The sequence below is a fragment of the Hirschia sp. genome (genome assembly GCF_058892565.1).
This window is the reverse complement of sequence record NZ_JBZXVU010000023.1, coordinates 1-14212: the sequence shown is the minus strand read 5'-3', so window position 1 is coordinate 14212 and position 14212 is coordinate 1. Positions and strand designations below refer to the sequence as shown.

14 protein-coding genes are annotated in these 14212 nt (G+C 46.0%); 5 read left to right on the top strand and 9 right to left on the bottom strand.

What is annotated here, in order from left to right; translation table 11 throughout:
- Nucleotides 1–3: 3 nt before the first annotated feature.
- The 3 genes from AC5EF3_RS09600 to AC5EF3_RS09590 all read right to left on the bottom strand — a co-directional run bounded on the left by AC5EF3_RS09600 (nucleotide 4) and on the right by AC5EF3_RS09590 (nucleotide 2195).
- A complete protein-coding gene (locus tag AC5EF3_RS09600) occupies nucleotides 4–525 on the bottom strand; it encodes a YdcF family protein (protein ID WP_233356717.1) in 522 nt (173 codons plus the stop codon).
- Between the two features lie 93 nt (nucleotides 526–618).
- Nucleotides 619–1482, bottom strand: a complete 864-nt coding sequence (locus tag AC5EF3_RS09595) for a cell division protein FtsX (RefSeq protein ID WP_012778092.1) — start codon at nucleotides 1480–1482, stop codon at nucleotides 619–621.
- The gene (locus tag AC5EF3_RS09590; RefSeq protein WP_012778093.1) at nucleotides 1479–2195 is read right to left on the bottom strand and encodes a cell division ATP-binding protein FtsE; all 717 of its coding nucleotides are present in this window, start codon (nucleotides 2193–2195) and stop codon (nucleotides 1479–1481) included. The genes AC5EF3_RS09595 and AC5EF3_RS09590 overlap by 4 nt, the downstream gene beginning before the upstream one ends.
- An 84-nt stretch (nucleotides 2196–2279) precedes the next feature.
- Between AC5EF3_RS09590 and AC5EF3_RS09585 the strand changes: the two genes are divergently transcribed.
- The 3 genes from AC5EF3_RS09585 to AC5EF3_RS09575 all read left to right on the top strand — a co-directional run bounded on the left by AC5EF3_RS09585 (nucleotide 2280) and on the right by AC5EF3_RS09575 (nucleotide 4196).
- The gene (locus tag AC5EF3_RS09585; protein ID WP_493547884.1) at nucleotides 2280–3182 is read left to right on the top strand and encodes an MJ0042-type zinc finger domain-containing protein; all 903 of its coding nucleotides are present in this window, start codon (nucleotides 2280–2282) and stop codon (nucleotides 3180–3182) included.
- Nucleotides 3169–3705 (top strand): phosphoribosyltransferase, encoded by a 537-nt coding sequence (locus tag AC5EF3_RS09580; RefSeq protein ID WP_012778095.1) that lies wholly within the window; start codon nucleotides 3169–3171, stop codon nucleotides 3703–3705. Before AC5EF3_RS09585 ends, AC5EF3_RS09580 begins: the two co-directional genes overlap by 14 nt.
- Before the next feature lie 86 nt (nucleotides 3706–3791).
- Entirely contained in the window at nucleotides 3792–4196 is a 405-nt protein-coding gene (locus AC5EF3_RS09575) for a hypothetical protein (protein ID WP_493547883.1), read from the top strand.
- Between the two features lie 51 nt (nucleotides 4197–4247).
- Here the strand turns inward: AC5EF3_RS09575 and AC5EF3_RS09570 are convergent, their stop codons facing one another.
- The 4 genes from AC5EF3_RS09570 to argH form a co-directional block, all read right to left on the bottom strand.
- Nucleotides 4248–6842 carry a DUF4175 family protein gene (locus AC5EF3_RS09570; protein WP_493547882.1) on the bottom strand — a complete coding sequence of 865 codons (2595 nt, stop codon included), beginning with the start codon at nucleotides 6840–6842 and terminating at the stop codon, nucleotides 4248–4250.
- A gap of 64 nt (nucleotides 6843–6906) precedes the next feature.
- Nucleotides 6907–8172: a diaminopimelate decarboxylase gene (gene lysA, locus AC5EF3_RS09565; RefSeq protein WP_493547881.1), complete on the bottom strand. Its 1266-nt coding sequence runs from the start codon at nucleotides 8170–8172 to the stop codon at nucleotides 6907–6909.
- Nucleotides 8173–8253: 81 nt separating this feature from the next.
- Complete coding sequence (gene lptM / locus AC5EF3_RS09560) at nucleotides 8254–8460, bottom strand: LPS translocon maturation chaperone LptM (RefSeq protein ID WP_012778098.1); 207 nt, start codon at nucleotides 8458–8460, stop codon at nucleotides 8254–8256.
- Nucleotides 8457–9884: an argininosuccinate lyase gene (gene argH, locus AC5EF3_RS09555; RefSeq protein ID WP_149037343.1), complete on the bottom strand. Its 1428-nt coding sequence runs from the start codon at nucleotides 9882–9884 to the stop codon at nucleotides 8457–8459. Before argH ends, lptM begins: the two co-directional genes overlap by 4 nt.
- Nucleotides 9885–9925: 41 nt before the next feature.
- Between argH and AC5EF3_RS09550 the strand changes: the two genes are divergently transcribed.
- Nucleotides 9926–10519, top strand: coding sequence for a TlpA family protein disulfide reductase (locus AC5EF3_RS09550; protein WP_493547880.1), 594 nt, complete (start codon nucleotides 9926–9928; stop codon nucleotides 10517–10519).
- A 56-nt stretch (nucleotides 10520–10575) separates the two neighbouring features.
- Here AC5EF3_RS09550 and AC5EF3_RS09545 read toward each other — a convergent pair whose 3' ends face one another.
- Nucleotides 10576–12132, bottom strand: a complete 1557-nt coding sequence (locus AC5EF3_RS09545) for a Tad domain-containing protein (RefSeq protein ID WP_493547879.1) — start codon at nucleotides 12130–12132, stop codon at nucleotides 10576–10578.
- Nucleotides 12133–12349: 217 nt separating this feature from the next.
- Nucleotides 12350–13228 carry a 3-hydroxybutyryl-CoA dehydrogenase gene (locus AC5EF3_RS09540; protein ID WP_012778102.1) on the bottom strand — a complete coding sequence of 293 codons (879 nt, stop codon included), beginning with the start codon at nucleotides 13226–13228 and terminating at the stop codon, nucleotides 12350–12352.
- Nucleotides 13229–13609: 381 nt separating this feature from the next.
- Between AC5EF3_RS09540 and AC5EF3_RS09535 the strand changes: the two genes are divergently transcribed.
- Complete coding sequence (locus AC5EF3_RS09535) at nucleotides 13610–14086, top strand: hemerythrin domain-containing protein (protein WP_012778103.1); 477 nt, start codon at nucleotides 13610–13612, stop codon at nucleotides 14084–14086.
- The last annotated feature ends 126 nt before the right edge of the window (nucleotides 14087–14212 follow it).

Here is a 14212-nt window from a genome sequence, read left to right as displayed (position 1 = left end):
GCGTTAGCCGGATTGGAAAAGACGGCGTGTTTTGATTATACGCCATTTAACCCACTCAATACCCATGCGTTTTGCTGAACGCATATCAGTCCACCAAGCGTCCGCCTTAATCGCAGGGGAAGCAACTGCCAATCCAGTCAGTGTGACGTTTGGCATTGCACGTTCCAATTCTAGAAGCGCACGTTCCATATGGTAATTTGAGGTGACGATTATGAGTCTGGTGTATCCAGATTTCGTGGACCATTGGGCGACTTCCAAACCGTTTTCATAGGTTGTGCGGGCCTTATATCCGAGTGTGGTGCAGCATTCAAAGAAAGCTGTATCAACGCCGGCTGCAATGGCAACTTCATCTGGCTTGGCTTCTCGATTAACGCCAGAAATAAAAAGGGGAAGGTTTTGGTCTTTGGCAATTTCCGCAGCAAAAGCGATGCGATTGCTACCGCCTGTTAAAGCGATGACCGCATGTGGGTTTGACGTGTCAAATTGGGGTGTCGCCAATTGCGCGGCCCGATATGAAAAACTCACAAAGTCATAACCTATCAAAAATAGGCAAAATACCAAAAAGGCATTCCTGATTTTCTTTGTCAGACTTTTCATGCGTCTCGTCGGGTTCCTATATTACACTAATTCTGCGAGCGAGCGAATAACAGTGATGCGCGCAGCCATCATGGCGGATAGTCCCGCAATGATAGGTGTTAGCCCAAGAATCAGCCCATCTACCATCGATAAGGATAATTGTGGCAGAAGCCAGACCTGACCGTCCGATTGTTTGGCCATATATAAAAGTATAGCAGCGGAACAAAGTGCTAAAACAGCGCCGACAGTGCCCGCTTGCAATCCAAGTCCCAAAAATCGTCGTTCAAACATGCCGGCAATATAGCTATCTTTTGCACCGCATAAATGCAGGACATTGACGATTTCCTTACGCGCTAACAGGGCTGAATGCGTTGCGAATGCAATCACGGCGATTGCTGTGGCTGCCAAAAGCGCCACAGCGATAAGGGCAACCAATCGCGCTGAATCTGTTGCTTTGCGTACATCTTCAGACCAGACAACATGATCATCTACAGTGGCCGTGATTTTTTCGGCTGCAAAGCTGGCTTCTAGTTTGGGACCAAGACCAGAGACGCCTGCAAATGCTTCGGCGGCGATGAGTTTGGGCAGAGGCAATCCATCAGGGACACCGTTTTTACCCAGCCATGGGCTGAGCAATTCTTCAGCATCGCTTTTATTCAGTGCACGAGCGGATGATATCCCTTTCTGACGGCGGGTGATTTCCAGTGCTTTTTTCAAATGAAGCGGTGTGCCTTCGACGCGGATCGTGATTTGACCGGTGACATCATTTGTCCAGTCATTTGCTGCAGAATAGGCCGCGCGTGCTGAAAGGGCCGCTAAGGCTCCTAGAAAACACAAAGCGCAGACAACAAAAAACAAAGCTGCGTCGCGGGCATCTTCTTTAGGCAGGAGGGAGGATGTACTCATGAAATTGTAAAACTCGGCCTATTGCTTACTTGATGCATGACACTTCCATCGGCGAGGCGCAAAACTTCAGCGCCTGCATTTTTAACCATATCCTGATCATGTGTGGCAATCAAAACAGTTGTTCCCAAACGCTTATTTAATTCCTGAAACAATCGTAGCAGACGATCACCCATTTCTGGGTCGACATTCCCAGTTGGCTCGTCCGCAATTAAGAGGTCTGGCTTGCCAACGATTGCACGCGCGATAGCGACACGTTGTTTTTCGCCGCCAGATAATGTTTCGGGGCGGGCATCTAGCCTGTCACCCAATCCGACCCAGCGCAGTAATTCAATGACATCATCTCTATAGTGTTTTTCAGGTTCGCCGACGACACGAAGCGGCAAGGCTGCATTTTCATAGGCGGTGAGATGATCGAGTAGACGAAACTCCTGAAATACAACGCCGACACGTCTGCGCAGTTTGGCTAATCCTGTGCGGTTTAGTCGTCCGGTATTTACCCCAAACAGGGAAATGTTTCCCGACGTCGGCAGCAGGGCAAGATAGGCCAATTTCAAAAGCGTTGTTTTTCCTGCACCAGATGGTCCCGTTAATAGGGTGAAGGATCTAGCGTGTAATTCCATCGATACCTGAGTCAAAACGTCCTGATCTAGCCCATATGATAGGCTGACTTGATCAAATTGCACTGCAGGCTCTTCCAAAGACATATTTTTCATGGTTACCAAAAGTTTCCAATTTTATGTGACTATATCAGGTATTGGTTGGACATTGTTAACTGAAAGTGTGTTTTCGATAGCATTATGATTTTGATTTGTCCGTCTTGTCAGACACGATATTTTACTTCCGAGGCAGCTTTAGGCTCTTCTGGACGCAATGTGCGCTGCGCAGCTTGTGATCATTCATGGTATGCGAAACCTCCAGAAACTCTAGAAGCGGCTTCACAATCAGAGGAAGATACTGGTTTAACCCGTTCTCAGGTGGAGAGGCTACGCCAAAAAGCAGTTGAGAATGCCACTAATCGGTCTGGACCGCACGCCGAGCTTAGGGAAAAGCAAGCAAAGCGTCGTAGCCGCAATCGTGTTCTTGCAGCTAGTGCAGCATGGGTTATTTCTGGGATAACATTTGTTGGTGTGGCGAGTGGTGCTGTGAATTACCGTCAGGAAGTTGTCGAGTTCTGGCCCAAGTCAGCATCTGTCTATGCCATGATGGGCATGGAAGTGAATCGTTTTGGGTTGGAGTTTGGTGAATTATCGGCGCACCGCTCATTTGATGGTACAACACCGATTCTGACGATTACAGGGTCTGCCTCCAACATTTCTGATCGGCATCGGGCATCACCGATTGTAAGAATTAGCTTGCGCAATGAGCATGGTGAAATTGTGCAAGTTGAGCGCGTGAATTTGCTCGATAATGTTGTTGCGCCCGGACAAACATCAAGCTTTACGGCGCATATCGTATCTCCGCCCATGGATAGTTTTGATCTTCAGGCAAATTTTGAAAGTCCGCAAAAGGCCGTTGACGGGTTTGAAGATCATTATTCAGCGCCTGTAGATAGCGAGCCGCATTCGACGAATGAAGAGCATGGTGATGCTGCTGGTGAGCACGATGTAAATGACCATGAGGCAACTAGCCATGACGGTGATAGTCATGATACGCCTGCCAGCAACTCAGCTGACCATGGAACCACTGATGAGCACCACTGAGATACCTAATTTTGATGTCCTTTTGACAAAAGAAGAAATCGACGCTCGCATAAAGCAAACAGCAGAAACGCTTGTGCCCATGCTTGAAGGTAAATCCTGGACAGCGATTGTTATTCTTTTAGGCGCTGCACCTTTTGCATCTGATCTATTAAGAGCGCTAGCAGATCGCGGTATTGATGTTGGGTTTGATGCGCTTTGGTTGGAAAGCTACCGTGATGCGCGGGAAAGTTCTGGGCGTGTGGTTGTGCGGGCTGATATTCAAAGGTCCATTGCCGGTCGCGGCGCACTTATACTCGATGATGTGTTTGATTCAGGACGTACGCTCGAATTTGCACGTACACACCTAATGGCTAAAGGCGCAAGAGAAGTGCGCACATGTGTGTTTGCAAGAAAACCCGAAGCTGCGCCAACGGGGTTGGATGCTTGGGCATATGATGCGCCGCCACGTTATCTTGTCGGTTATGGTATGGATGATGCTGGACATTGGCGTGGATTGTCATATCTAGGCGCGGTGCCTGAATAGTCAGCTTTTGAATGATAACACTTCTAGGTGTTCGTTCGTCTAGCGCTAGATGTTATTCTTTCAGGTGAAGGCCTAAGAAAGTAAGAATGCTTATTCCGGTTATAATTGGCATCACGCTGACATTGATTGTGATCTTCATTGCAAGAGCAATTGGACTTGATCGGGATCGAGCTACCTACACATCGACATTGATTGCAATCGCTTTATTTTACATAGTTTTTGCCTTTGAAAACGGTGATATACTTACTCAAATTATAAATATTTTTTTCGCAACAATATTTATTGTAGGTGCCCTTATTGGGTATAAAAAATCAGTTTTACTTATTGCATGGCTTTTGATCGGTCATGGATTATTCGACGCGACATACCATTTCTTTTTTCAATTACACACACCCGCTCCGGAATGGTGGGCACCATTGTGTTTTGGTATAGATTTTGTTTTAGGCGGATACTTAATTTGGTTGCAAATGACCAAACCTTTGGAAAACTAAGGCTTTAATATTAGGCAACTTTGGGCCAATCCAGCCCTAGAAACTCAGCAGTTAAAAGCGTTTGAGCAATCTTAGAAGATAATCCATTTCATCATCACTAAGACCTTGTTTTGATGAGCGTTCGCGTAGCTCTTCGAGGATTTCGTAGGCGCGTTGCCTGTCCATTGTTTCTGGCACTTTGATTTCGTCGCCATCGCCGATAAGGCCGTTACCTGTTGGTCGACCTAGAGGGTCAGAAGCATCCTGTGCCTCATTTAAATCTGTGCCATTGCCTTGTTCGCCGCGTGCCTTATCCGCTTCAGCAGCCATCTCAGTGGCTGCGCGAGTGAGTGCTTTTTCTGCATCCTTTTGGTGACGCATTGCTGTTTCTAAATCGCCTTCAGATAAAGCTTGTGCCGCTTTGCGTTGCGCTTCTTTAGCTGCGGTTACAGCATCTCCTTTAGGTGTAAGGCGGTAGCCGTCCTCATCCATAGGATAGTCACCTGTCATACCTTCGATTTCACCATTTGAGCCAAATGATTGAGAGCCATTTTCTGAACCCGTACCGTTTTCATTTGAAAGTGAGGGGCTGTTGAGATGTCTCTCTGCTAATTCTTTTTGGCGCTGTTCGAGAGATGGTCCACTGCCATTGGGCGCTGAAGGTTGCCCTGATTCACCGGGTGTGGCGTTTTGCTGTTCGCGTTGTTTTTGCAATGTGTCATCATTTAAATCACGCTGATCACGTAATTCTTCTGCGAGTTTTTCTAATTCTTTGGATGTTGGGTTTTGTTGACTGCCCAAAGGGTCGCCAGACATGGAATTGGAGAGTTGTAGATTTTTCATCGCCTCCAGAAGATCGCTCATATCAGACAATAATTGTCTTGCTTGCTCGGTCGCGCCTGTTTCTGTGAGCTCTTCCAGTGTTTTCAGCATTTTTTCTAAGTCTGAGCCGCCAAGTTTCATTGAGTTGGGAGCTTCACCATCAAGGTCTGCAGGATCGATGCCGCGCCTTAAAGCTTCAGCAAGACGCATATCGACATAATTCTGGACGGCTTGCTTATACGCTTTCATTAGGCGTTTGATGTCTTCTTCAGAGGCACCGTCCCGCAAAGCCGTTTCGAGGGCTTTTCTGGCAGCTTCCAGTGCGCGGGCGGCATCAGCAAGGGTGCCATATTCTGCACGCATGGCGACAGACCATAAAATGCCTTCGGAAGTATCAGCTTCCGGTTTGGATTCTGCGGATGCGATGATGTGTTTGGCCTGACGCAATCCAAGATAAATGACACGATCATTGAAATATGTGTCTGGTTTATAGGTTAGCGAATCCAGCATGATAGCGGCGCGTTTAATCTCTTTGGGCGCTTTTTCTAATTTTGATGGTGGTATTGGCGATATTTGCCCATTGTCCATGATTTCAGCATTGGCTGTGGGTGCTTCATCATAATCTTGCCATTCCCGCAAAACGACAGACCGCACTTCCATAGCTGCCCTTGCCATCGGTTGCAGGAATAATTTTTGAGGGAGGGTGAATGCAACTTCGCGTGAATCGCTTTTTTGTCCCGCCGCATCACTCACTCTTAGAAAAGCAATGATAGGTATGCCGGCCCATTTATGGCGCGTCAGATTGAGGGCAGCTTTATTCTTGGCTTTTTGAGGCTCGATGCCCGGAAGATCCAGTTTTATCGTATCGGTGAAGTTTTCCTCGCCGGCTTTGGGCTTAGCTGGACGAATGATAAGAGACACATCCGTTATCCCATAATCATCTTGGGCGCTCCAACCAAAGGCAGTGCGGTCATTGTCATCAATTTTCGGGTAGCCATCAAATGTAATTGTTGGGAATTGATCTGCATTTGTACTGATATCGTAGGCTGCGCGTTTTCCCCACCAGTGTATTTCAGCGGTGACTTCTTTTTGAAGGTCTAGTTTGAGTTTGGTTTCATATGTGCCATCTGCGCCGCGTTTTAGCGGGAGAGATTTGGTTTTTTTGCCATAATGCAGTTTGAGTTTGGGCTTACCATGCGTTTCAACGCGTATCGTAAATTCTGAGCCTGCCGGTGCACTAAAAGTTTGGTTTGCCGATACATCAAAAGGGGCGTGGCCCGTATAAGCAGGGGGCGTGACCCAAGCTTGCGCGATTAGGTTATCAGCGCCAACCAATGTTCCAAAATCTGCCTTGAATGTATTTTGTAGGCGAGGAATAGCTAAATTCCCAGCGAAGACGATGGATGCAATGAGGGCAATCGGCGTGATGAAACGAAAGAAAAGCGGATCAATGGCTTGCGCCTTTTTCCATAGAGATGGCTGAGGAAGGTTTCTCGCTTCCGCTAGAACTTTTTCTCTATGTTCTGCCCACATAGCTGCAGCTTGAGCATGAGGACGTACGGGATTATCAATCAAAGTTGATGCGGGGCGGGTCTCAGATAAGGCATCAATTTCGGCAAAAGCATCTTGCTGTGTTGGTTTGGAAAAGTTTCTGATCCCGCGAATGGCAAGTCCAATGCAGATTAGAATAGTGGTTAGTGTCGCTGCAGCGCGGAGTTTGGGGCTGACAGCTTCTAGCGCGCCCGTGAATGACAATATCAACCAAAGGCCAAGAATGAATGCCAATCCACCAAATGCCGACACATAAGCAAGCCAGTTTAGCCGCCTATGTGTGGATTTTATCATTTGGCTTATACGTTCTGCGCCATTCATTATTATTGATCAGGCCTTAGTTTGTGTCGCGTTGGAATTACTCTAACCAGTCAGGCTGTTTTTCCAAAGCGATGATGTCATCATAACTTGGCCTTGGGCGGATTACGCTAAATGAATCGCCATTGACCAATACTTCTGCTGCTAGAGGTCTGGCATTATATTGTGATGAAAGAACGGCACCATAAGCCCCAGCTGACATAAAGGCGATTTTATCATCTTGCTTTAACGGATGCATTGGGCGTGCTTTTTGGAAACGATCGGTTGTTTCGCACACTGGCCCAACCAAATCTACGGGAGCAATAGGCGCATCGCTTGCCGGTTCGATAAGGGGCTGCACCTCGTGGATTGAATCGTAAAGTGCGGGGCGCGCAAGGTCGTTCATGCCTGCATCGAGGATTACAAAAGTGCGACCATCGCGTTCTTTTACATACTCAACATTTGCAAGCATAACGCCTGCATTTCCGGCAATCATGCGGCCGGGTTCAAGGATGAGTTCGACATCAACGCCTTGTTTTACTTCACGGATCATTTGGGCGTATTTGGCGGGAGAATCTGGGTTGTCTTCCGGGGCGTAGGGTATGCCTAAACCGCCGCCCAGATCCATACGTTTAATGTCTATGCCTTGAGCGCGCAATTCGCGCACTAATGCGACCACTTTTTCAAAAGCAATGCGCATAGGCTCAATGTCCATAATTTGGCTACCAATATGAACATCCACTCCGATTGGATTAATGCCTTTCATAGCAGCGGCTTTAGCGTACATATCTGCCGCTTCGTGCCAAGCAATACCAAATTTGTGTTCTGCGCCGCCAGTGGAGATATTGGCATGGCCGCCAGCGTCTACGTGTGGGTTTACACGAAAAGCGATCGGCGCGACTTTGCCCAGTCCGATCGCAATTTCATTGAGACGCTCCATTTCAGGGAAGCTTTCAACATTGAATTGGTGAATGCCTGCTTTTAACGCAGCTGTTAGCTCTGCGCGTGTTTTTCCGACACCGGAGAAAACGATTTTTTCAGCTGGAATACCTGCGTGTAGCGCTTTGGCCAACTCTCCACCAGATACAACATCCGCCCCAGCGCCAAGCTTGGCCAATGTGGCGATGACACCAATATTTCCACAAGCTTTCACAGAATAGGCGATAAGGTATTTTGACCCTTCAAAAGCCTCTGCAAGCACATTGTAGTGTCGCTCTAATGTTGCCGTTGAATAAACGTAAGTCGGGGTCCCAACTTGGTTGGCGATGTCATCCAATGGAACGCCTTCACATTGAAGACGGCCATTCACATAGTTGAAATGGTGCATTTAATTCGGTTTCATTTTGAAAATCCATGTGAATAGATGGGCTGTTTTTATTCACATGGATTGAAGATAATTGTGTTGTGGTTAGCCTTCAGGGCCGCCAAGAAGTTCATCATCTGGAATTTCTTCTTCGATGATTTCATCTTCAACGACAGGAGGCTGAGGTGGCGCTGCAACGGGTTCTGGATCATTGCGGAAGATTGGTTCAGGACGTTCCAAATCTCCGGGTAGGCCACACGCTGATAAAGATGCAAGGGCTGTCAGGCCCAGAATGATTTTCATTGGTCTCATAATAGGCGTTCCTTCCATGAAGCAATTTGCTCGCGTACACGCACTGGGGCTGTACCACCATAACTTTGACGGCTGGCGACAGAGGCGTCCACACTCAATATATCAAATACATCATTTGTGATGCGTGGTTCAATAGCTTGAAGCTCTTCAAGTGACAGATCCCACAATTGCACGCCTTTTTCTTCAGCTGCTTTCACGCTGGCACCCGTAATGTGGTGGGCTTCACGGAATGGGATATTCAAATCGCGCACCAGCCAGTCAGCAAGATCAGTGGCAGTTGAGAAGCCGCCTGAAGCTGCCTTTGCTAGATTCTCTTTATTGAAGGTCATGGTTTCGATCATGCCTGTCATAGCTTGTAGAGATAGGTCTAGGCTATCAAAGGCTTCAAATGTGATCTGCTTATCGTCTTGCATATCCTTGGAATAGGCAAGCGGCAGTCCTTTCATCAGGGTGAGCATCGCAATTAATGAGCCATTTGCACGGCCTGTTTTGGCGCGCACGAGTTCTGCTGCATCAGGATTGCGTTTTTGTGGCATGATGGATGACCCAGTCGACCAAGCATCAGACATACGCACGAAGGAGAAAGGGGAGGAGGACCAGATGACCAATTCTTCGGCGAGGCGTGAGAGATGTTGGGCACAGATTGCAATGCTGGATAAGCTCTCAATCGCATAATCACGCGCTGATACGGCATCGAGTGAATTTGCCATTGGGTGATCAAAACCAAGTGCTTCTGCTGTCATTTCTCGGTCGATGTTAAATCCTGTACCTGCCAATGCAGCAGCACCGAGCGGACATTCATCCATGCGGTGGATCGCATCTGCAAAACGAGAAAAATCACGCGAGAACATTTCAACATAGGCCATTAAATGATGGCCAACTGTGACAGGTTGAGCAGTTTGTAAATGTGTGAAACCCGGCATAACCCAATCCACATGGGTTTCAGCTTGGCTTAATAAAGCTTTCATCAGGGTTTCGATCTGGTCTAGCCGCGCTGTACAAGAGGCTTTCACCCATAGCCGAAAATCGGTTGCGACCTGATCGTTTCTTGAGCGGGCAGTGTGCAAACGTCCTGCTGCGCCACCAATAAGCTTTTTGAGGCGTGCTTCGATATTCATGTGAATATCTTCAAGTTCAACCGAGAAATGAAATTTATCGTGACGAATTTCATTTATGATTTTGTCGAGCCCTTCGACGATATCGTCGCAATCGACTTCATTGATAATGCCTTGTTCACATAACATTTTGGCATGGGCGATAGAACCAGCTACATCTTCCTCGGCCAGACGTTTATCCACGTTGATCGATGCATTTATAGACGTCATGATTGAATCAGGCTTTGCGCTGAATCGTCCACCCCACATCTCTTGTCCTTTGGTGTCGGAGGGCGTATCTGAACTGTTCTTGTCTTGTTTACTAGTCATATCTGATCAAGTCTCGTCGTAACGTGTAGGAGTTTGCGTTCATGCCTAAAGCTATTACTCGATTTGGCATACCCGCAATGTTGATAGTGGGTGGATTATTTGTCGTTGTCGCATTGTTTTCAGCGAGTAACCAGCCAAAGACAGGTAGTTCAGGACTAAAACGTTATGCAAAAGGGGATTTGGCAAGTCTAGAATTGTCTGCTGGTAAAGCTGCACCAAGTGGTGAATTTGATAATGCAGAGGGTAAAGCCGTAAGTTTACAGGATTTCAACGGGGAAGTTGTTGTTCTAAATATCTGGTTTGAGGCTTGTCCACCTTGTGAAGAAGAGATGCCGTCTCTGGGGCGCCTGCAAGAGGCCGTTCAAGATGATGGTGTGCGTGTCGTCGCTGTTGCGGTTGATCGTGAATACAATCGGGAAAATACACGCAAATCATTAGAGCAATGGACAAATGGTGTGTTGGATTTCTATTTCGATACGACCTATGGCATTGCTTATGATACGGGCGCAAAGGGCATGCCGACAACAATTATTTACAATAGAAGCGGTGAGGAAGTCGCCCGCTTTTCGGGTGGTGCTGACTGGTCGAGTGAAAATGCGATTGCCTTGATAAAAGAAATCGCATCAACAAAATAGGCCGACTAAAAAAGTCAGTGAAATTGGAAATCTAAATAAACATCGTCACGGCTAGTTTATTTAGAAAGTCTGAGTGCTTTTGAAGCAAGCTCCTGAAACGTCTCATCCAGCTCGTTACCTTTAATATTATAGGCGTGACTGTCGCTTCCGGCACATTCTCTAAGTAAAGCAATCGCTGTACTGTCATAATATGAATGCAGGTCGAGCGCGATGGTAAAAAGCTCAACGTCTTTGCTGCGGATAACTTCACATGCATCCAGCATTAAACTGTTGAGATCACTGCCGCTAACTTCTTCTTTGTTTATTCCCTCAGGAGCTACGCAGTCTCTTGTGGTGTGGCTAAATTTCTTTTTACCATTTTTTTTCGTCTTATAATGGTCAGTGTAAGTACACCATCCATAATAGCTATAACCCTCACTGCTGGTGGTTGTGTTCTCACCATCTGTCAACATAATCATGATTTTACGTGACTTTGTTGAATGGAAGCTGTCTGGCTTAGTATCTGAATTATAACCAAAAAAATTGTTCCAGTTTGCCTGTTGTGAGAACATGCGATACCCCCACATGAGGCCGATATCGGCATGCGTGTTTCCGCTTGGGTTAAGCTGGTTGAGCTTTTTAATAATCTGTGGGCGGCTCTGAGACATAGCCAGCATAGGGCTTGGGCAGTCTGAGTTTGGGTCCCAGCCAGCGACTTTTCGGGCAGGCCATTTCATTTTGGATGGCGGAACGTCTGTGAGAGGCGTTACATTACCTGAACTGCTTATTTTGCGCTCGTCTTTTGTTGCAGTGATGCATCCAAGCCAGCCTGATGAGCCAAAATCATCGTCAATGTCGGAATCACTATAGCTTCCAAAGTCAGAAAAACCGGGTGGATATAAGTTCTCCGTAAAATCCTGAAAAGACGTAACTTGGTTGGTTCCATTTCCATAATTGGAATTGTGGATTGCGGGGCCAGGAGAGGCATCCCATGTGCCCGGTCTATCCATATTGATATTGACCGTTGCGTTCCAAGGCACAACACCAACCTGTACAGTGCGTTCGTAGACGGCATTGTCGAACACACTGTTTACAAAGTTAATTGAGGCTGTGCGAAGTTGCTTCATGCGGTTTTGAGAACTCATTGATCCTGAAGTATCGAGCACCAACACGATTTCTAATTTTCTGGAATCTCCAACTGTCGCAGCGGCAAGTGCTGGTAGTACAACATCGCTTTTGCCAAATAATCCACCAAAGATGAGTTTTATTTTGGTTGAAGCTTTTCCGACAATTTCTCCGTCTTCCTTGAAGACTAATTGAATTTGGTTGTTTTCGAAATTGTTTGAAGAGGATAGAAGATTTGCGGTGAGATAATCAGAAGCGATTTTCTGAGAATCTTCCTGTCTCTTGGTTTCTTTGACTTGAACTGAGCTTGTTAAATATGCGCGGGCAGCTGCAAGAACGGCGGAATCTGTGGCTGCTTGAAGGTGCATTTTTGCACTATCCATACGCCGAAAATCTATGGTGAAGCCGATAATGAAAAGTATGACTGTGAGAAAAAGCGCAAACATAGGCGCGACACCCGCATTGGTCGCGTTTAGAAACTGCTTCAACGTTTTTTGAATTGAACGCACTTAAATATCACCTTTATACAGTCACCCACTGACTGGTAGTGATACTGTATAAACATTTCTATTTCTTTGCTTTTTGCGTATTCAACTTCGTACATATTGTTAGCGTGGGCTTAACTATACTGTTCAGAAATCGCCGTTTGTATTGATGTCATTCAATTTTTATAAGCAAGATTTGGAATATATCAAAAGTAGAAATGTTCTGTGTATCGGGACAGAATTAGCGTGTTGGAATAGGAGTTTCGCCGCGATAATCGTAGAAACCACGATTTGTTTTGCGGCCCAGCCAACCCGCTTCAACATATTTCACCAAGAGTGGGCAAGGACGATATTTCGTATCTGCAAGGCCATCATGTAAAACCTGCATTATGGACAAACATGTATCGAGACCAATGAAGTCTGCTAGCATGAGTGGGCCCATTGGATGATTAGCTCCAAGCTTCATGCTTGTATCAATCGAATCTACTGATCCAACGCCTTCATAAAGCGTATAAACAGCTTCGTTGATCATCGGCATTAGAATTCGGTTTACTATAAAACCCGGAAAATCTTCAGAGTTTGTGAGTGTTTTTCCCAATTTCTCGACAATGAAAGCAGCTGCGTCGTATGTTTCCTGATTGGTCGCCAAGCCACGAATAACCTCAACAAGGTTCATGACGGGCACAGGGTTCATAAAGTGGACACCGATAAAGCGTTCAGGTCTGTCAGTCGCTGCAGCTAGGCGTGTAATGGAAATAGATGACGTGTTGGTGGCGAGCATCGCGTCATCTTTTAGATAGGGTGTAATATCTTTAAAGATTTGCGCTTTGATTTCTTCTTTCTCTGTTGCTGCTTCAATGACCATATCAGCAGAAGAGAGCCGTTCTAAAGGTAGCCCGGACTTTATCCGCGCTAGGGCATCGTCCATTTCTTGTTGGGTAATGGTGTCTTTGCTGACCTGACGCACCATATTTTTTTTGATGACATTCAATGCAGCTTCAATACGGTCTTGCGTTACGTCATTTAGCAAAACGTTGAAACCAGCCAAGGCACAAACATGTGCGATACCATTACCCATTTGCCCTGCGCCAATTACGCCGACAGTTTCGATGTTGCCCATGCCCTAAACCTCTACATTGTATCTGAAAATGCATGCGTTCGTGCTACGTATTCAGAATTTATACCCGTATCATAATGTTTTAGATGACATAATCCCTAAAACATTATTGAAAATTGTTTCGAGCTATTATGTCTAAATAGAATGAAAAATGCCACCCATGAGGGGTGGCGTATAAATAGTTCTTTGTGGTGTCTATTATAAGGTTTCAGCTAGCCCGTTGAAGACTGTGAACTAAATCAGCGATGACGTACTTCATCTTCGTTTACGGCGCTGAAAATCCGATATCAAGCTCCTGTGGTTCGACACTTCTAGATTCACGTATGTGTTTAGGGAACTTTATAGCTGCAAAGAGCGTTGGTTGGTGGAAGGGAGACAAATCTCATGACAGATATTTTTGAAGTACTCAAAACCGACCACGAGGTTCACAGAAAATTACTCGAGCGCTTATCTGAGACTTCAGGAAATTCTTCTGAACGTAAAAAATTATGGGAAGAATTTTATTATGATGTCAAATCCCATGCCGCCGCCGAAGAAGAAACTTTCTACGCGAATTTAATGAAGACTGAGGATGGTCAGTCTAAGGCGCGTCATTCGGTGTCTGAGCATAAAGAAGTAGATGATGTGCTGGATGAGTTGAATGAAATGGATATGTCTTCCAGTGGTTGGTTGAATCGTTTCAATTCAATGCGCCATGATTATGAGCATCACATTGACGAGGAAGAAGAAGATATTTTTCCTGTCGGTAAACAAGAACTATCTACGCAAACTGCGCGTGAATTGGCAGCAAAATTTAAAGAGAGAAAGTGTAAAGAACACGATCTTGTTGAACAAAAGACTGAAGAAAAGCTCGAAGAATAATTTTGGAAATTACTTAATAAAAAGGCCCACAACAAAACATGTTGCGGGCCTTTTGTCGTTTCTTTACAGACGTTTATAGAGCGTCAGTCAGTTCTGGAAGAACGTTGAATAAGTCAGCTACAAGGC